17 protein-coding genes are annotated in these 19,192 nt (G+C 48.4%); 13 read left to right on the top strand and 4 right to left on the bottom strand.

Going from position 1 to position 19,192, the window contains the following annotated elements; genetic code table 11:
* Positions 1-32 precede the first annotated feature (32 nt).
* Positions 33-1,217 (bottom strand): mannonate dehydratase, encoded by a 1,185-nt coding sequence (gene uxuA, locus N7E69_RS04765; protein ID WP_000815479.1) that lies wholly within the window; start codon positions 1,215-1,217, stop codon positions 33-35.
* Positions 1,218-1,621: 404 nt separating this feature from the next.
* Between uxuA and N7E69_RS04760 the strand changes: the two genes are divergently transcribed.
* From N7E69_RS04760 to iraD, 5 genes are all read left to right on the top strand, one after another.
* Positions 1,622-2,926: an MFS transporter gene (locus N7E69_RS04760; RefSeq protein ID WP_000784365.1), complete on the top strand. Its 1,305-nt coding sequence runs from the start codon at positions 1,622-1,624 to the stop codon at positions 2,924-2,926.
* Positions 2,927-3,321: 395 nt separating this feature from the next.
* Entirely contained in the window at positions 3,322-4,200 is an 879-nt protein-coding gene (locus tag N7E69_RS04755) for a carbon-nitrogen hydrolase family protein (protein ID WP_000089254.1), read from the top strand.
* A 38-nt stretch (positions 4,201-4,238) separates the two neighbouring features.
* The gene (locus N7E69_RS04750) at positions 4,239-5,162 is read left to right on the top strand and encodes a polysaccharide deacetylase family protein (protein ID WP_000540888.1); all 924 of its coding nucleotides are present in this window, start codon (positions 4,239-4,241) and stop codon (positions 5,160-5,162) included.
* 723 nt (positions 5,163-5,885) lie between these two features.
* The gene (locus tag N7E69_RS04745; RefSeq protein WP_000338753.1) at positions 5,886-6,371 is read left to right on the top strand and encodes an Hcp family type VI secretion system effector; all 486 of its coding nucleotides are present in this window, start codon (positions 5,886-5,888) and stop codon (positions 6,369-6,371) included.
* On the top strand, positions 6,371-6,751 hold the full coding sequence (iraD, locus tag N7E69_RS04740; RefSeq protein ID WP_000988938.1) for an anti-adapter protein IraD: 381 nt from the start codon (positions 6,371-6,373) through the stop codon (positions 6,749-6,751). Before N7E69_RS04745 ends, iraD begins: the two co-directional genes overlap by 1 nt.
* A 135-nt stretch (positions 6,752-6,886) precedes the next feature.
* Here iraD and N7E69_RS04735 read toward each other — a convergent pair whose 3' ends face one another.
* Complete coding sequence (locus tag N7E69_RS04735; protein ID WP_001286385.1) at positions 6,887-8,371, bottom strand: NAD-dependent phenylacetaldehyde dehydrogenase; 1,485 nt, start codon at positions 8,369-8,371, stop codon at positions 6,887-6,889.
* A 161-nt stretch (positions 8,372-8,532) separates the two neighbouring features.
* Between N7E69_RS04735 and N7E69_RS04730 the strand changes: the two genes are divergently transcribed.
* The 4 genes from N7E69_RS04730 (at position 8,533) to N7E69_RS04715 (ending at position 12,466) form a co-directional block, all read left to right on the top strand.
* A complete protein-coding gene (locus tag N7E69_RS04730) occupies positions 8,533-9,834 on the top strand; it encodes an NAD(P)/FAD-dependent oxidoreductase (protein WP_001092814.1) in 1,302 nt (433 codons plus the stop codon).
* A gap of 14 nt (positions 9,835-9,848) precedes the next feature.
* The gene (locus N7E69_RS04725; protein WP_000542980.1) at positions 9,849-10,223 is read left to right on the top strand and encodes a cupin domain-containing protein; all 375 of its coding nucleotides are present in this window, start codon (positions 9,849-9,851) and stop codon (positions 10,221-10,223) included.
* Positions 10,224-10,431: 208 nt separating this feature from the next.
* Positions 10,432-11,931 carry an APC family permease gene (locus N7E69_RS04720; protein ID WP_000475954.1) on the top strand — a complete coding sequence of 500 codons (1,500 nt, stop codon included), beginning with the start codon at positions 10,432-10,434 and terminating at the stop codon, positions 11,929-11,931.
* Positions 11,909-12,466 carry a DUF3156 family protein gene (locus N7E69_RS04715; RefSeq protein ID WP_000100113.1) on the top strand — a complete coding sequence of 186 codons (558 nt, stop codon included), beginning with the start codon at positions 11,909-11,911 and terminating at the stop codon, positions 12,464-12,466. Before N7E69_RS04720 ends, N7E69_RS04715 begins: the two co-directional genes overlap by 23 nt.
* Before the next feature lie 104 nt (positions 12,467-12,570).
* Here the strand turns inward: N7E69_RS04715 and N7E69_RS04710 are convergent, their stop codons facing one another.
* Entirely contained in the window at positions 12,571-13,254 is a 684-nt protein-coding gene (locus N7E69_RS04710) for a helix-turn-helix transcriptional regulator (protein ID WP_001275354.1), read from the bottom strand.
* 511 nt (positions 13,255-13,765) lie between these two features.
* Between N7E69_RS04710 and N7E69_RS04705 the strand changes: the two genes are divergently transcribed.
* Positions 13,766-14,950: an anaerobic sulfatase maturase gene (locus tag N7E69_RS04705; RefSeq protein WP_000933436.1), complete on the top strand. Its 1,185-nt coding sequence runs from the start codon at positions 13,766-13,768 to the stop codon at positions 14,948-14,950.
* A 68-nt stretch (positions 14,951-15,018) separates the two neighbouring features.
* Positions 15,019-16,758, top strand: a complete 1,740-nt coding sequence (locus tag N7E69_RS04700) for an arylsulfatase (RefSeq protein ID WP_000712458.1) — start codon at positions 15,019-15,021, stop codon at positions 16,756-16,758.
* 47 nt (positions 16,759-16,805) lie between these two features.
* Here the strand turns inward: N7E69_RS04700 and ripR are convergent, their stop codons facing one another.
* Positions 16,806-17,684 carry an itaconate degradation transcriptional regulator RipR gene (gene ripR, locus N7E69_RS04695; RefSeq protein ID WP_000423170.1) on the bottom strand — a complete coding sequence of 293 codons (879 nt, stop codon included), beginning with the start codon at positions 17,682-17,684 and terminating at the stop codon, positions 16,806-16,808.
* A 91-nt stretch (positions 17,685-17,775) separates the two neighbouring features.
* Here ripR and ripC point away from each other — a divergent pair, with 91 nt between their 5' ends.
* On the top strand, positions 17,776-18,618 hold the full coding sequence (gene ripC, locus N7E69_RS04690) for an itaconate degradation C-C-lyase RipC (RefSeq protein WP_001112897.1): 843 nt from the start codon (positions 17,776-17,778) through the stop codon (positions 18,616-18,618).
* Positions 18,619-18,641: 23 nt separating this feature from the next.
* Positions 18,642-19,169, top strand: a complete 528-nt coding sequence (gene ripB / locus N7E69_RS04685) for a (R)-specific enoyl-CoA hydratase RipB/Ich (RefSeq protein WP_001094307.1) — start codon at positions 18,642-18,644, stop codon at positions 19,167-19,169.
* Positions 19,170-19,192: the final 23 nt, after the last annotated feature.

Here is a 19,192-nt window from a genome sequence, read left to right as displayed (position 1 = left end):
TCGCATGACGCGTCGCGCCATGCGAAAGAAGGTTATTTGCTAAAGAAAGCGCGCTGGATAGCCAGTTCGACGCCGCGGACTTCCGCAAGCCCTTTCAGACGGCCAATGGCGGAATAACCCGGATTCGTTTTCTTCTTCAGATCGTCCAGCATCTGATGACCGTGGTCCGGGCGCATTGGGATCAGATCGTCGCTACCTTCGGCTTTACGACGGTGCTCTTCTTCCACAATCGCTTTAACGACTTCATACATATCCACATCGCCGTGCAAATGGGCGGCCTCGTGGAAGGTCTTCGGATTCTCTTCGCGCAGCGTAGAGCGCAGATGCGTAAAGTAGATGCGCGGACCAAACTGTTTGATCATATCAACCAGATCGTTGTCGGCGCGCACGCCGTAAGATCCGGTACACATGGTGAAGCCGTTCGCCATGCTATTAACGGTTTCCACCATCCATTGCATGTCTTCAATGGTAGAGACAATGCGCGGCAGGCCGAGAATAGGGCGCGGCGGATCGTCAGGGTGAACGGCCATACGCACGCCAACCTCGTCGGCAACCGGAATAATGGCTTTCAGGAAATAGGCAAAATGTTCACGCAGTTTTGCTTTATCGATATCTTTATACGTCGCCAGGTGTTGACGGAACTGATCCAGCGTATAGCCTTCTTCCGCGCCAGGTAAACCGGCAATAATGTTGCGGGTCAGACGTGCTTTGTCTTCCTCGCTCATGGTGGCGAAACGTCGCTCTGCCTGAGCAATTTCTTCTGCCGTATAGTCGGCTTCTGCTCCCGGACGCTTCAGGATATGCAGTTCGAACGCGGCGAATTCAATCTGGTCAAAACGCAACGCTTTTGAACCATCCGGCAATACGTATTCCAGATCCGTACGTGTCCAGTCCAGCACCGGCATAAAGTTATAGCAAACCGTATAGATACCGCATTGCGCCAGGTTACGCAGCGTTTGCTGGTAGTTTTTGATCCATAAATCGTACTGACCGGTGTGGGTTTTGATATCTTCGTGGATAGGTACGCTCTCTACCACAGACCACTCCAGACCCGCCTCTTCAACGATAGCTTTACGTTTCTGGATCTCGTCTATCGACCAAATTTCTCCATTCGGGATATGGTGTAACGCCGTTACCACGCCGGTTGCGCCAGCCTGGCGTACATCTGACAGCGTTACCGGGTCGTTAGGTCCGTACCAGCGCCAGGTTTGTTTCATATCTCGTTTCCTCTTCTTGCGATAACGTCTTCGTGGTTGACCCATTGCCAGCCAACATCGAAACGTGCTTTGTAAACCCGTTCTGACCCCTAAATTCAACCAAAATTTTTCTCATGTCAACCTTATTGTCTAAATTGGCTAACCAAATCACAAATATCATCATTCACGGTCTGCCAATTTTATTTATTTGATCTGTGTCAATTTTTGCTGGGTGAAAAGCATTCACCATTCAACTTGAAATGAGTTGATGTATTTATTTCAAGAATATTAAGGGCGGGAGTTGCCGCCAGATTTTGACCGGTCCGGATGAGAAAATATTGATTGGTCAACCAATTTTTGTGATTTCAGTTTTCCCGCTACAGGTCAGACGGCGCGGAGCTAATGTTTTTTAACGAGGCTTTATCATGAAGATGACAAAATTAAGATGGTGGATTATCGGCCTGGTCTGCGTAGGGACCATCGTAAACTACCTGTCCCGTAGCTCGCTTAGCGTTGCGGCGCCAGCGATGATGAAAGAACTCCATTTTGATGAGCAACAATATTCCTGGGTGGTGAGCGCCTTCCAGCTTTGTTACACCATTGCGCAGCCGATCACCGGCTATTTGATGGATGTCATCGGACTGAAAATCGGCTTCTTTATCTTTGCCTTGTTATGGTCGCTGATCAACATGGCGCACGCGCTGGCCGGCGGCTGGATAAGTCTGGCATTTCTGCGTGGTCTGATGGGGCTAACCGAAGCGTCAGCGATTCCGGCCGGGATTAAAGCCAGCGCCGAATGGTTCCCGACGAAAGAACGCGGTATTGCGGGGGGACTGTTTAATATCGGTACTTCGATTGGCGCGATGCTGGCGCCGCCGCTGGTGGTCTGGGCGATGCTGACCTTTGCTGATCGCGGCATCGGTACTGAAATGGCGTTTGTGATTACCGGTGGGATCGGCGTGCTGTTCGCCATCACCTGGTTCCTGATTTATAACTCGCCAAATAAACACCCGTGGATCACCCACAAAGAGCTGCGTTATATCGAAGACGGCCAGGAAAGCTATCTCCAGGACGATAATAAAAAACCGGCCGTTAAAGAGATCGTTAAAAAGCGTAACTTCTGGGCGTTGGCGATTACCCGTTTTCTGGCTGACCCGGCATGGGGAACGCTGAGTTTCTGGATGCCGCTGTATCTGATTAACGTGATGCATCTGCCGTTAAAAGAGATCGCCATGTTTGCCTGGCTGCCGTTCCTGGCGGCGGACTTTGGCTGCGTTGCAGGCGGTTTCCTGGCGAAGTTCTTCATGGAAAAGATGCACATGACCACGATCAATGCGCGTCGTTGTAGCTTTACCATCGGCGCTGTTTTGATGATTTCGATCGGTTTTGTCAGCATTACGACTAACCCGTATGTCGCCATTGCATTGATGAGTATTGGCGGTTTTGCGCACCAGACGCTGTCTACCGTCGTGATTACCATGAGCGCTGACCTGTTCAAGAAAAATGAGGTCGCGACGGTTGCCGGTCTGGCAGGATCTGCGGCATGGATGGGACAGTTAAGCTTCAACCTGTTTATGGGGGCATTGGTCGCTATTATCGGTTACGGCCCGTTCTTCATTGCACTCAGTCTGTTCGATATTATCGGCGCCATCATCCTGTGGGTACTGATTAAAGATCCAGAAAAGCACCACCCGCCAATGACGGAACAGCCGCTGGCGTCTCACCGCTAAAGCTGTCTCGGTTTCACTGGCCTGATAAGCGAAGCGCTACCGGGTTCTAACGGCCACCTTCGGGTGGCCGTCTTCATTACCCTTATCGGTAAAAATACGCGTTGGTTTTATACCAGCGCGTTATCATTTAGTTTGCCTGATTATTTTCAGATGCTGAAAATAATATTGTGGTAAGGGTTATTGTTTTTCGCCTGGATTTTTATCGACTCTCTGTCTCGCTGCGATCATCGATAAAGTCCCCTTTATGTAAATAAAGGTTCAATGCTTCTACTCTTTTCCCCATATATTTTGCGCAGCTTCACAAAAAATAACCTGATGTCGTAATGTCCGCTCCCTAATATTCTCCATGCGCTATACGTTAATTTAAGTTTAAATTTCATGCCGGGGATATCACGATGTCACGTAATTTTACTGTTTCAGCCTGTCAGTATATTGTTACCGAAATAAACACTTTTGAAGATTTCATAACAAAGGTAAGGATACTTCTTAATAAAAGTCAGGGTGCTGATGTCGTTATCTTCCCGGAGCTATTTACCATTGAGTTATTTACATTATTGAAAAAATGGCAAGAAAGACCCATTTCACACCTTACTTTAATTGATCAGTTCACGGATGCCTATAAGCAGCTTTTTCAACAGGAAGCGAAAGAAAGAGGACAGTTCATTATTGCTGGCTCTCATCTGGAGCAGACTGGAGCAGATCGCTATGAGAATGTTGCGCATATATGGGGACCCGATGGCGAACATTATGCTCACAGTAAGACGCATATCTTCCCGGCTGAACGGGGTTGGTATACTCAGGAAGGCGATAAAATGGCTGTTTTTCAACTGCCATTTGCAAAGGTGGGTTTTAATATTTGTTATGAAGCAGAAATACCGGAGTGTGCCGCGACGCTGGCGGAACAGGGTGCGGAGTTAATTTTAACGCCTTCCGCTACGTTTACTGAACAGGGATTTTGGCGAGTCAGGCATTGTTGCCACGCACGTTGTATTGAAAATCAAATTTATCTTGTTCACTGTTGCCTGGGCGGAAACCCGGGCGGGCCACTGCCAGGCTGCTGGGCCCGAAGTTCAATTTTAAGCCCCTGTGATGTCGTGTGGAAAAATCCACAAGGTATTATCGCAGAGGCGCACGTCAATCAAGAGGATGTCATTTCAGGAGAAATTAACCTCGATGTTCTATATGAAAATAGACTTGGGGGGGCAGCAACAACGTTCAAGGACAGACGCAGAAAAGCAGGCATATATAATATCTGGCCATCACACATTAAATAACAGAATGTGTCCCTTCTATGTATTAGCTGGAGGTCGTTATGGGATATTTAAAATTACCTGAGGGTAAAAGGATTGCGGTCAATCTTGGTGTTGATGTAGATGCTCAGTCTTTATGGCTGGGCGGATTTAATCGACCGTCGCCATCCTTTATGTCACGAGGAGAGTTTGGTGCTCAAGTTGGCGTACCAAGGCTTCTGAAATTGTTCAAAGAAAATAATATCAAAACCACCTTTTTTATTCCCGGACACACTGTAGACACCTTCCCGGAAATCATTAAAGCAATTTTTGATGCCGGGCATGAAATCGCTCACCATGGCTACTATCATGAAAATCCGACGCTGGTGAATCGTGATACAGAACGCCGACTTATGGATCTGGCGTTCGCCTGTTATAAAAGACATTTCGGCATACGCCCTGTGGGATACCGTTCTCCCTATTGGGATTATAGCGAGAATACGCTGGATCTTCTGGAGGAAGCCGGTTTTCTCTATGACAGTAGCCTGATGGCGAGAGATCTTGTGCCTTACCATCCTCAACGTTGGCAGGTGAATTGGGAGACGGGAAATATCGCAGGCCCGGCCAGCGCGATTCTGGAAATTCCTGTTAGCTGGTATCTGGATGATTTTCCCGCACTGGCGTATACCGGCAACCAGGAGGGGATGAGCGATACTGACGGTGTTCTGCGACGCTGGAAGGATATTTTTACCTATGCTTATCACCATCAGGAAAACGGTTTATATGCGATGGCCCTTCATCCGCAGATAATCGGTCATGGGCATCATATGATGATGTTGTCACGTTTGATTGAACATATTAAAGGGCATGATGGCGTATGGTTTGCAACCTGTGAAGAGATAGCCAGTGTCTGGGTGGATGACGAAGAGGATCGACAAAAAATGCTCCGTCCTGATGTTCGTGGCGTAGCGCCGGTTCCGGATGATTATGGCTGGCCAGGCAAATGATATCACCTCATGACAATGTTAATATCAGTCGGGTAACGGATTACCCGGGCAGAAGTTACCTGTTTGCCCGCTCGTTAATGCATATTGTCCATCAGAAAGGGAGACTATCCCGGGACGTATAAAATCTTTTTTATTTCGGTCAAAACGTTAATCAACGAGAATAGTTTTTTTTTGATTTAAATCATTTTTTAGTGTTCACAGGAAAATAAGCAAATAGCATTTATAATGTGAGTATTAAGAAAAATAAAATTTCCATAGTGATTAATTTTTATTTAACGCTTTGATTTTTAATGTTTTTGTATGTGTTAATTGATGTAAATCAATTTGGATTTTTTATTAAATAAGTAAAAATTAAGTTGATATTTGCTTTTTGATGTGTTTTTTATATATAGCTGATTATTATTCTGAAATGTCAATTTTTGAATAACGACGCTGTGATACCGGCACCAGGGATACTTTGCGATAAAAGGGATTGAATATGGCAGAGAGCGTTCAGTATAACCTCAATTGTATTTGGCCACAGCGGGCCAAAACCCTCTATTGCTTTGCAACCAGCGGAATAACGTTCATCAGACGTGGGTAAACGTCGGCAAAATCCCTGCAAACCTGGCGCTTTTCACGCTGTGTTTTTTGGTCGTTGCGCTTTTAATAAGAGTCACAAGCGCTGGCCGCCGGTATTCGTCTGGCTGCTGAACTGCCACCTGATCAACAAGGAGATAAATCATGGATGCGATTTTTTTAAAGCTCGACAATATCAAAGGCGAAAGCCAGGTTGAAGGCTTTGAAGATCAGATAGAGATCATGTCTTATAGCCACAATGTGGCAATGCAGGTAAATAACGATGTTAGCCTCACTGAGCGGACTTCCGGGCGCGCGCATGTTGGTGAAATGTCGCTCACCAAATTTGTCGACCTCGCCACGCCTGTGCTCAATGAGTACTGCTGTAGCGGGAGGCTAATTAGAACCGCGGTGCTGACGTTGTGCCGCAATGACGACGGCAAAATGCGGTCGCTTATCGTTTATACCCTGACAAACGTGCTGATATCACAACTCAGTGTTAGCGGCGGCGCCGGCGGTAAGCCGGTGGAAACGATGTCGCTGAACTTCACGAAAATCGAATGGCAAATCACTGCCGAGAAATCAGACGGCGCTCAGCAGGAGTCCAGAACGTCAGTATGGGATCTGGCGATGGACCAGATAGGGAAATGATGATGACGCCAACCATTCCGGTCGCGCTATTCGACAGGCTCTTGGTTGAGGGGATAAGCCCACATGAATTGGTACGACGCAAGTTAATGTGTTTATTCAACTCTTGCGCCGTGCCAGGTGGCGAGACATTACCGCCGCTGCTCACTCGGGGTATGCCGGAATGGCACGAGGTGAATGTGGGTGACAAACGGGTTCTCAACTGGTTTTGCCGTGAGCTTCGCGCTGCTATTTTACGTTATGAACCGAGCATCAACATGCTGAAAGTCAGTGTAAAAGATGCCCATCATCAGACGCTGGCGTTGTCTTTGGAAGCGATGTTACAGGATGAGTCTGAACCGTTAAGGCTGGAGATAGCCTACTCTAACGGTAGATGGCGCTAGTAATGCAGGAAGGAACGCCGGGCCGGGCGTTTAACATTATCCCAAAAGCAAAAAAACGCAGCGAGCGAACCTGATAATCAGGCAGACAGTCCACCTTTCGGTATGGTTGATCTGCCTGCATCATTTTCAGGATGGTTAATAACGGACCATGACAGATTTAAGTTCGGTATAGTCATCAATAAACGCGCTGCCAAATTCACGACCACTACCCGATCCTTTCATCCCTCCAAAGGGTACCGCGGGATCGAGGAAGGTATGCATATTGACCCACACCATGCCAGCATCAATATCTTCAGCGTAGCGTAATGCCTTAGACATATTTTCCGACCACACACTTGCAGCAAGGCCGAATGGCGAAGCGTTGATATGCGAAAGCGCCTCTTTTTCATTCTGATAACCGATAAAGCTACAGACAGGGCCAAAGGTCTCCTCGTGCATCAGCGTACTGTTTTTACTACGCACTTTTACCGCCGTCGGCTGTAAAAAGTACCCTTCGCCGGGTAAAGTTTCACCGCCGTAAACAATGGTATCCCCTTCTTCCCGTGCGCGTTGAATCAGACGCAGCACTTTTTCAAGCTGAACCTGATTCGCCAGCGGGCCCATCACAGTTTTTTCATCTAAAGGCGACCCGGGCACGATCTCCGATAACCGTTGCCTGAGGAGCGTCATGACTGTATCCAGTTTTTCCTGGGGCAGATAAAAACGCTCTGCGGCAGCACAAATCTGTCCTTGATTCAGATAACCGGCTTCAAGAATACCGTTGACCATGGCTTGTGCCGAGAGATCATTGAGAAACAGCGCCGCATTTTTCCCTCCCAGTTCGAGGGTAACGCGTTTTCCTGACGATGTTGCCGAACGCCGGACTTTCTCACCTGTCGCGACTGACCCGGTGAAACTCACTTTGGCGCAATCTGGATGCGCGATCAGCTGTTGCGCTATCTCACCGCCAGCACCGTTTACCACGTTAATTACGCCATCAGGGAAACCTGCCTCTTTAGCCAGTTCAGCGACTCGCAGCAGTGTCAGCGGGGTATATTCACTTGGTTTAATGACGATGGTGCAGCCACATACCAGCGCTGCGGCCAGCTTCCAGATAGCAATCATAATGGAGAAATTCCACGGCACAATACCGACGACCACCCCAATGGGTTGGCGTTGGGTAAACGCGGTGTATCTCTCTTCTCCCATTGATGGCAGGGAGACATTCAGCGTTTCACCGGTTATTTTTCCTGCCCAACCGGCAAAGTAACGCAGGAAGGCCACTGACTGATCGAGTTCAAGACCGCGCGACAGCATAATCGTTTTACCTGAACAGACGCTTTCCAGTTGAGCTAACTCTTCACGATGAGCGGCAAGAGTATCAGCCAGTTTCAGCAGTAATGCGCCGCGTTGTAACGTTGGCATTTTACGCCAGACATCAAACGCCCGTCTGGCGCTCTGCATGGCCTCTTCTGCCTGCGCAGGGGTTGCCGACACAACGTCGGCGATGATTTTGCCGGTGGCTGGGTTAGTGACCGAGAAGTTCGTGCCGTTTCCGGCCTGACGTTCACCTGCAATAAATTGTCCGTGTCGTTGGCGTAAAAAAGTCGTTACTTCGGCAAGTAATGTCACGTCGCTCATCAGAAGTGCCTGTAGGTCAGGAATGTACGTTTTTCCATCTCAACATACTTGCCTGGAACTGAATATCGTTCCAAAGAACGTCATTCTTCCGGACGATATTTTGTAAAACGTTACCGTGCTGTGATAGCGGTCTTAGTCAAGCGTGATGACAAGGTAACGCGATGAATACAAAAATCGATGCGTTGAATTACTACGGCGCGACGAAAAAATACCCGTTGCATTTTCCTGCTCTGCAAGACGATATTGATGCCGATGTGGTGATCATTGGCGGTGGCTTTTCAGGCATCAATACCGCGCTGGAACTGGCGGAGCAGGGGATCACTAATGTTGTCGTTCTGGAAGCCCGCCATCTTGGGTATGGCGGCACCGGGCGAAACGGCGGTCAGGTGATGGCCGGTATAGGTCACGACATCGAAGCCGTTAAAAAATATGTAGGCGCAGCGGGAATGGAGACGCTGTTTAAAATCTCGAACCTCGGCGCAGGTATTATTCGGGAGCGAATTCGTAAATACCATATTGATGCTGATTTTGTCCCCGGATATGGTTATCTGGCCTACAACCAGCGGCAGTTAAAAACGCTGCAACAATGGGAAAAAGAATTCAAAGCTGCTACGCCGGAAGATGATATTGAACTCTATACCGGTAAAGACGTGCAGCAGGTTATTGGTTCCGACGTCTACTGCGGTGTTCTCAAGCATATGGGGGGAGGGCATGTCCACTCGCTGAATTTATTGCTGGGCTCCGCTCAGGCTGCGAATTCGCTGGGGGTGAAGATATTCGAATATTCACCTGTGGTTGAGGTCAGTTACGGTAAAACTGTGCGGGTACGTACTGCGATGGGCAGCGTAAAAGCAGCCAAATTGCTGTGGGCCTGTGATAGTTTTCTCAATAATCTGGAACCAGAAATTTATAAGAAAACGCTGGTTACTTATTCTTATCAGGTCTCTACAGAACCTCTCTCCAGCGAGCTTGTTGAGCGGATCAGTCCCTTGCGCGGGGCTTTTAGCGATATCCGCCCGGTGATAAATTACTACCGTCTCACAAAAGAAAACCGTCTGCTGTTTGGCAGCGCCACAAGGTTTCTTGAATATACCCCGCACGATTTTGCTGCCTGGAACCGCACTCTGTTGACGGAGGTCTTCCCTTATTTGAAAGACGTTAAAATCGATTTTGCCTGGGGCGGACCGATGGCCTGTAGCGCGAATCTGTTTCCGCAGATTGGCACGCTTCGTGAACACAATAATGTTTTTTATGTTCAGGGTTATTCCGGATTTGGCGTCACGCCTTCCCATATTGTATGCAAAATCCTGGCCGAAGGAATAAATGGCGGTTCCGAGCGGTATCGTCTGATGAGTAGCATTCCCCACGCGACAATTTATGGTCGCGACAGTCTACGTCTATTGCTGGTCAGTGCGGGAAAACTGATACATCAAACAGCCGGTTTCTGGAAAGGCCGGAATTAACCAGGAGAACATTAATGCACGCTTTTAAACTCAATCAACCTGTTCCTGAATTACAGCCAATCGGGAGTGTCAGCCTGTTGGGGGCGTTGCCAACAGAAGGCGATCCCCAGGTCGCCGTTGCGATGATTTACGGTAAACCTGAGGACGTATTTACCTGTGGACTGTTTTCATCGACCCGCGGCGGTTTCACGATGATTTATCCCTTTACCGAGCACGCAACCGTGCTGGAAGGGGAAGTGGAACTCACTGTCGCGGGTCAGGAACCGATACGTTTTTCACCGGGCGATAGTTGGTTTGTTGAACAGGGAACCGAAGTGGCATGGAAAGTTTTAACGCCCCGTTTTGTAAAACATTATCTGGCAAACGTTGAAAGCCACAAACAGGGTTGAATCCTTTAATTGTTCGTCAGTAGCGTTGGCATCACTGGGGAGAATAACGCGCTCCCCACTTGCTATTAGCGCATGCGGGGACGGCGTCACAACGTTATTTACCGTTATCCCTCTTCAGGACGATACCTGTTAGATACGGTGCCTGCCATAAATAAGCGTTATTCCGGAGCGGTAATTTATTGTTGTAATAATAGTGAAGAGGTTGACCATGTTTAAAAACAGACTTGCCAGCCATCTTGAACGTGGCGTTATTGGTTTCCCCACGACGCTTGCCAGCTCCGTCGGGCTGATTATGGCAAGCCCGGTGATCCTGACCGTGACCAGTGGTTTTGGCTCAGGGGGAGATACCTTTGCCCTTGCGGTATTACTGGCATTTATTATGATGCAAGCGCAGATTACCACCTTTGCCGAAGCGGCAACGCTCATTCCCACGACTGGCTCCGTCTACGACTATATCTCCTGCGGGATGGGGCGTTTTTTCGCTATCACCGGTGCGCTTTGCGCTTACCTGATCGTACACATTTTTGCCGGCACGGCAGAAACGATTCTCGCTGGCGTCATGGCGCTGGTGAACTTTGAGTCTGTTAGCGAACACGTGGCCATGCAGCACAATACCTGGATGGTTGGCGTCGGCATGGTAGTGGTTTTCGGGATACTGAATGCCATTGGTGTTGAAGTATTTGGCAAGGTGGAAGTGTTTCTTACATTCGGTATGTGGACTACCCTGACCATCTTCGGTTTATGCGGGATCCTGTTATCCCCGGTCACTCATCATTCCGGGTGGTTTGGCGCACCGCTTGATGTCAGTAATCTTTCTGGTCTGTTTGGTTATATTGGCATGGCGATGTTTATGTTCGTCGGTTGTGAACTGGTCACGCCAATGGCGCCGGAAATTAAAAAAGCGCATCGTACGATTCCCAGAGCGATGGCGCTTGGCCTTTTAGCGGTGGCAGGTTGTATGTTCCTCTATGGCGCTGCGATTAACCGGCAGGTAAATAATGTGGTGGTCGATGCGGCAAACCATATCTTTTTACTGGATACGCCGATGGCTATTCCCGCCTTTGCCAATCGTGTCATGGGACATGTCGGGCAATACTGGCTGGGCGTGGGGTTGTTGTTAGCGGGATGTGCGACGATTAATACGCTAATGGCGGCAGTACCGCGTATGATATACGGCATGGCGCTGGACGGCGCTTTGCCGCGGTTTCTGACCTGGTTGCACCCCCGCTTTAAAACACCGGTCATCGCCATCGCATTCGGTGTTGCGATTCCCTGTTTACATGCCTGGTATCTGAACGGTGATATCGACCACATTGTTCCGCTGATCCTCGCTGCGGTCTGCGCCTGGGGAGTAGCTTATCTGCTGGTAACGTTATCGGTCGTTATCTTACGTATTCGGCGCCCCGATTTACCACGCGCTTACCGGGCCCCCTGGTTTCCCTTACCTCAGATTATTTCGAGCGTGGGTATTATTATCGCCATTATTAATATCGCGCCTCCAGGAATGAACAGTCGGGATGTACTTATACCATTCGGTATTATGCTTGGATTGACTGCCGCCTATGCCTTATTCTGGACATTATGTGTGCAACGGGTTAATCCTTTCCTCCCGCTTCCGGTAGAAGAGGTCGTGGAACGGGCTATGGGCAATTATGAAAAGCGAAACAATGAAGAGATGACGCCAGATGTCCTCCGTCCCCTGGTTTAAGAGCACATTAATGAACATGGTGTTACGTGATTTGAGCGGCTGGCGTTGTGAAAAATTGACCGAACATAGCGCCGTGCTGTATCTGAATGCATTTACCCAGGTTATCTGCCATGTTCAGCAAAAACGGTTATTCATGGCCAGTATTCACAGTTGTGAATTCAGGGTGAAAGGCACAATCAATTATCCTTTGCAGGGCAAAATTCGCGTTCATCAGCCCGGATGGCTGAAACGTTATCCCGTCATTTTTACTGGCAGCAAAAGTACCGCCGGGCTGATTAACTATCTTAATCGTTTCCCCAATTTACAACAGGCTCTGAGTGAACTGGATTATCGTCGGTTCACGCTGGTTTTACATCATAAGGAATGGTATTGCAGCATTGAGCTATGGCCTGCTAGCGAAGTGGTTTGTAAAATGCCGCCGCTGCGCCGTTATCTGCGGCTTGAGCGGCACCAGCGTGTTCTTCTGCTTAGTGTGATAAATATGATCAATCAGGCCATGAATCAATGGCTGCAACAGGATACCGACGCCAGATAATATGACATTTTATTGCGGCATCAGCTCAGAGGGTGGTATTAATTCAGGCATATATGACATATGGGGAAAAGACCCGCAATTGACGCGGGTTAAAAAGAACGCTTTCACATATTCAGTGAATGTTGTACCGAGGACATTCTGGTTCGGGAAACCAGTTCCGTGCGATTTATCACTTCTGTTTTAGCAAAAATATTACGTAAATGCGTTTTCACTGTTGAGAGAGAAATATTCAACTGACGGGCAATCAATTTGTTGCTGGCCCCTTCGCAGACCATTCCCACAATTTCACGCTCTTTGGCGGTCAATATTGACGCCAGATCGTTGTCTTCCTGAAGAGAATCATGAATTGCCAGTCCCAGTAATGGTTGTACTGCCTGGGCTCGCAAACGCTCTTCGCTGGAAAAAGGTATATCGCGCATTAATGAAATGCCCGCGATAATACGATGGCCCCGACGAATAAAGATCTCAATCATGTCGCACACATGATTAGGTAGCATAAATTCATGATAATAATGGCGATGACGAGCACAGATGCCGGGCGTCATCGTCGCTACTGTAATAACCTGTTGGCCGAATCGGGAAGGCGATAGCGGGTCTAATGGTTGAAAATGCTCCAGATATTGTTGGTGTGTGCTATTAGAAATATTATGTAAAACATAGGCTTCCGGCTTTAAATAAGCATTAACACGATAAAAAACCGCCGACGACAGAGGAATGAGTTGCGCAATGCTCTGTAAGCAATGGAGAGTGATCCCGTCATTATGGCCAGTAGTTGATAAGGCTGACATGTTATCTCCTTCCATCCGGATGAGCGCGTCGGGGCGCAGTAAAATAGTGGTATGTTGAAACATACAATTTACATTCGGTTAACACAATCATTCACATGTTAATAATGTGACGTATGTTGCGGTATTTTTTATAACATATTGAAAATAAATGATTTTAATTTAAATCCTGTCTGGTTATTCTAAAAAATAATTTAAAATTATTAATATAATTTTTTCTGTCGCGGTTGACTCATCTCCTGAAAATGCCGTGAGTTCTCGTCCTTCAGGACGATATTCTTTTGAGACGCCTGTTCTATGATTTTCTGTAATAGCGCACGTTAACAGAGACTTAATTTCTGGCTCAGACAGGATTTGCTAAATAACATTTCAATAGCGTCATGCGCTATGCAGAAAACCGGCGTATCAATAGATACAGCCTGCTCTCGGCATTCTGCCCGCAGCGCCAGACGAACGCTATTGCGAAATGTGAGTCATGTCTCCGCATCAGAAATGATAATTACAGGACAGAATAATGTTGAATCTCAACACATTACGGCAACAACAAATCCCCGTAATGACGGAATATCGCGCGCAGATACCCTTTCATATATTGGCAAAACCCATAGGCCCTGCATGTAATCTGGCCTGCCGCTATTGTTATTACCCACAGGGCGAAACGCCCGTAGAAAAAATGAATGAATCAACGCTGGAGGTTTTTATTTGTCGCTATATTGCGGCGCAACCTGCCAGTGCGCGTGAAATTAATTTTGTCTGGCAAGGCGGTGAACCGCTTTTAGCCGGAATCGGTTTTTATAAAAAGGTAATAGCGCTTCAACAACGATATGCGCCTGACGGCGTGACGATCAGTAATAGTCTGCAAACGAATGCGACGTTGTTAAACGATGCCTGGTGCCGTCTGTTTCGCGACAATAATTTTACTATTGGCATCAGTCTTGAGGGCAGTGAAGACTTGCAAAATCATCATCGTCCGGGCAAACGCGGCGAGGCCAGCTATCCGGCGGTGTTGCGGGGAATCACATTGTTACAACACTATCGAGTCGATTTTAATGTACTGATTGTCGTGCATGATGACATGGCTTGCCATGCGGCAGCCATCTACGATCATGTTGTTAGCCTTGGCGCTCGTTATCTGCAATTTCAGCCACTGATGGACGAAGGCAACGCCCTACAGCAACGTTACCAATTGAGTGCGGATAACTGGGGACGTTTCATGATTGATATCTGGCGTCAATGGCGCAAACGCGGTGATATGGGACGGGTTTTTGTGATCAACATTGAACAGGCATGGGCACAATATTTTACGCATATCAGCGCCACCTGTGTCCATTCCGCCCGCTGCGGCACGAATCTGGTCATGGAGCCGGACGGCAAACTCTATGCCTGCGATCATCTGATTAATAGCCAGCATTACCTGGGACAGCTTTCTAATAATACGTTAGCGCCAGCCGTAGATTCCGCAACCCGGCTTCCCTTTGGTATTAAGAAAAGCCAGCGCCGGGAGTGTCAACGGTGTTCTGTGAAAATAGTCTGCCAGGGAGGCTGCCCCGCACATATCAACAGTGCCGGCTACAACCGACTTTGTAGCGGCTATTACTCTTTTTTCACGGAGATTCTGGCTCCGCTACGCGCCTGGCCCCGGAATCTGAATGGACTGAAGGCCTGGTGTGCTGACGTTATGGGCAGATTTTCGGGCTGATGGTCCCTCTTGCCGCATTTGCCTGCCGCTCTTGTACAACATCCGTAGTCTGAAATGGAGAATAAGCCGTGAAAAAAGAAGTAACACTTGCCACACTCAGCATTATCTTCTCCGGTACGGCACACAGTACGCAAAACGAACGTCCTGATATTATCGTGATTATCGCTGATGATATGGGATATTCTGATATCACTCCCTTCGGTGGGGAAATCCCAACGCCTAATTTGCAGGCGATGGCTGAGAACGGCGTGCGGATGAGTCAATATTACACGTCTCCCATGTCTGCTCCCGCCCGTGCGATGCTATTAACCGGGAACACCAGTCAGCAAGCGGGTATAGGCGGTATGTGGTGGTATGAAAATACCATAGGTAAGGAAGGCTATGAATTGCGCCTGACTGATCGGGTGACGACCATGGCTGAACGCTTTAAAGATGCTGGTTACAATACGCTGATGGCGGGTAAATGGCATCTTGGTTTTACGCCAGGCTCGACGCCAAAAGATCGGGGCTTTCGTCATTCTTTCGCCTTGATGGGGGGAGGCGCCAGTCACTTTGATGATGCCGTGCCGCTGGGAACCGTGGAGATATTTCATACCTATTATACCCGTGACAATCAGCGCATTTCACTGCCCTCCAGTTTTTACTCCAGCGAAGCCTATGCCAGCCAGATTAATCGCTGGATCAGCGAGACGCCACGGGAACAACCTATCTTCGCGTGGTTGGCCTTTACTGCGCCACATGATCCTCTGCAGGCGCCGGATGAATGGATTAGTCGTTTTAAAAGTCAGTATGAACAGGGCTATGCAGACGTCTATCGTCAGCGTATTGCTCGTTTGAAGAAACTGGGTTTCCTGCGTGATGACATACCTCTGCCAGGACTGGAACTTGATAAAGAATGGCAGGCGATGACCCCGGAACAGCAGAAATATACGGCGAAGGTGATGCAGGTTTACGCTGCTATGATCGCCAATATGGATGCACAGATCGGCACCGTTATTGAGACGTTAAAAAAGACCGGGCGCGATAAAAACACGATTCTGGTCTTCTTAAGTGATAATGGTGTGAATCCGGCGGAGGGCTTTCACTATGAATCTGAACCGGATTTTTGGAAGCAATTCGATAATCGTTACGAAAATATTGGTCGTAAAAATTCATTTATCTCTTATGGCCCCCACTGGGCTGATGTCAGCAATGCGCCTTATGGTCGCTATCACAAAACGACCAGCGGTCAGGGGGGAATTAATACCAGTTTTATGATTTCCGGTCCTGGTATCATCCATCATGGCGCCATAGATAACGCCACGATGGCGGCGTATGATGTTGCGCCCACGCTCTATGAATTTGCAGGTATTGATGCCAGTAAATCATTATCTGAAAGACCGACACTGCCAATGATCGGCGTGAGTTTTAAACGCTATCTGACCGGTGAAAGTCTGCACGCGCCTCGCACACAATATGGTGTTGAACTCCATAATCAGGCGGCCTGGATAGATGGGGAATGGAAATTGCGTCGTCTTGTCACAGTATTCCCACAGGCGGGTAATGCTCCATGGGAATTATTCAACCTGCAACGTGACCCCCTGGAAACGCATAATCTCGCAGCAGATTATGTGGATAAAGTGAAAATACTGAGCAGTGCATATGAGGCATTTGCAAAACAGACAATGGTGCTTTATGCCAAAGGCAAGCTTATCGATTATGTGGGTATCGACAGTAAAACCGGGCGTTATCTGGCTGTCGATCCACAGACATTGCAGCCAGTTCCTGCTCCGTTAGCGATTCCTTTAGACACAAAATCGGACCAATAATTATTGGTTACGTTTCAAATGATTATTCAACGCTCACATAACCGCATTCAGCCAGTGACTTTCAGGATGAAGTTTCTCAGCGTTGGCGATGTATCGCCGCGCCGGTATGCCAGAGCCAGCTTTGCGACGGGCATCTGGTCTGCAACGGGGCGGTATACTACTCCCTTGACATTAACCTGTCTCATTGAATCTGGAACCATCGACACGCCCATCTCTGCCGACACAAGGTTAATGACTGACGAAATTTGCGGCACGAGTTGACCAATTTTCGGTTCAAAGCCCGCTTTACCGCAGGCCTTGATCACTGCGTCATAAAGCGACAGGCCGATTTCACGTGGGAAGAGTAAAAAAAACTCATCTTTGAGAATCGAGAGTGCAATCTGTTTACACGCCGCAGCAGGATGCGTTTCTGCCAGCACAATAACCATTGGCTCTTCAGACAGTAACCTGAGCTGGAACCGTTCATTGCCTGTAAAACCGGGTCTCAGAAAGGCAACATCCAGCGATCCTTCATTCAATTCATCAGCCAGTTGGGTTGTATTTCCTTCCTCAAGCTGCAAACGAACGTCAGGATAAGCCCGCTTGAAAGTACGGATTGCGCCGGGCACCACACTGTTAAATGCCGCAGAGGCAGTAAAACCCACCCTTAACACGCCCGACTCCCCCCTGGCGACACGCTGCGCCGCCAGCACGGCTCTTGTCGCGGTAGCAGGCATCCCTTTAACAACATCATAAAATGCTTTTCCAGCCTCGGTTAATTCCGCGCCATGAGGCACTCTCCGGAATAGCTGCGCTCCCAGCTCTCTTTCCAGATCCTTAATCTGTTGGCTTAGCGGCGGCTGACCTATGCCTAATTTTGTCGCAGCCCGCGTGAAATGCCGCTCTTCAGCGACGGCGAGAAAATAGCGAATATGGCGCAGTTCCATCCTCATCTCCAAAAGCAATTAAGAATGGCACCATCATATATTGGAAGAATGAAACCAGCGAGCGCATAGTGAGGTTAACAGGAGGTGCAATATGCCCGATATTTCTCATACACCGACACGTAGCTGGCTTTTTACCCCAGCAATTCGACCAGAACGCTTCATAAAAGCAGTTGAAAGTGCGGCGGACATTTCTATTATCGATCTTGAAGATTCCGTCACCCCGAATGACAAGGCGCAGGCCCGGAAAATTGCGATGCAGTTCCTTTCATCCCGACCAAACTCATCGCTGAAAATAGCATTAAGAATTAATGGAATGAATACTCATGCTGGCATTGAAGACCTGCATATGTTACTGGAATGCCGTTTTTTTCCTGATTACATTATTCTTCCAAAAACAGAGTCAGCCGCGCACCTGCAAATCGTGGATAGTCTTATCATGATGGCTGGTTCTGATACTCGCCTTATTGGCATTATTGAGTCAGTTGTCGGACTTAATGCCGTAGAGTCTATTGCGGACGCCACCCCCAGACTCTGCGGGTTGATGTTTGGCGCCGCAGATATGGCGGCTGACATTGGCGCCACACCCGCCTGGGAGCCTCTTGCGCTGGCGCGGGCCAGAATAGTGGCTGCCTGCGCTATGAAAGGGCTTCTTGCAATAGATGCTCCCTTCTTTGATATAGGCGATTTTTCAGGTCTGAAAGAGGAAACGCTGCAGGCGCTCAGTTTTGGTTTTTCTGCAAAATCGGCTATTCACCCCGCTCAGATTAGTGTAATCAACGCCGCATTTACTCCTACAACGGCAGAAATTAATCATGCTCGTGCAGTACTGACAGAGAATGCCAAAGGCGTCGGGATCGTTAGCGGCATGATGATAGATGCAGCCGTTGCCCGTCAGGCCCGGAGATTACTCGCCCGGGCAGGGATCTTTTCCTGATTTTATTAACAGAGGAATTGATTATGAACACGTTATTACCCGCTTATAAAACCATTAGCGAGGGGCGCTACCGAGAAATTTCGGGTCTTTACTGGGAGGATTTTCATCCCGGTGATGTTTTTGAACATCGTCCCGGCCGGACGGTTCTGGACGCCGATAATGTGTGGTTTACCCTGCTCACTCTCAATGTGCAGCCGGTCCATTTCGATGCGGCTTACGCCAGCAAAACGGAATGGAAAAAGTTACTGGTTGATTCAACGTTCACTCTGGCGCTTTTAACCGGTATGAGCGTGCGTACTGTCAGCGCCAAGGTCGTGGCCAATCTTGGCTGGGATAAGGTACAAGCCGTCCATCCGGTTTTCGCAGGGGATACACTTTATGCTGAAAGCACTGTACTCAGCAAACGCCTGTCAAATAGTCGCCCGGGACAAGGCATCGTTACCGTTCGGACATGTGGTATTAACCAGAATGGTGTAGAGGTCATGCGCTTCGAACGAACAATGTTAGTTTATTGCTGTGGATGTTCGCCTGAAGAAGACGCCGCTTATTGAGAAATCGCCCTGGGGTTTAGAGT

Origin of the sequence: Salmonella sp. 3C (assembly GCF_025426275.1) — a bacterium.
In the GTDB taxonomy this organism is placed as follows: domain Bacteria; phylum Pseudomonadota; class Gammaproteobacteria; order Enterobacterales; family Enterobacteriaceae; genus Salmonella; species Salmonella enterica.
This window is presented reverse-complemented; position numbering and strand designations above follow the sequence as displayed.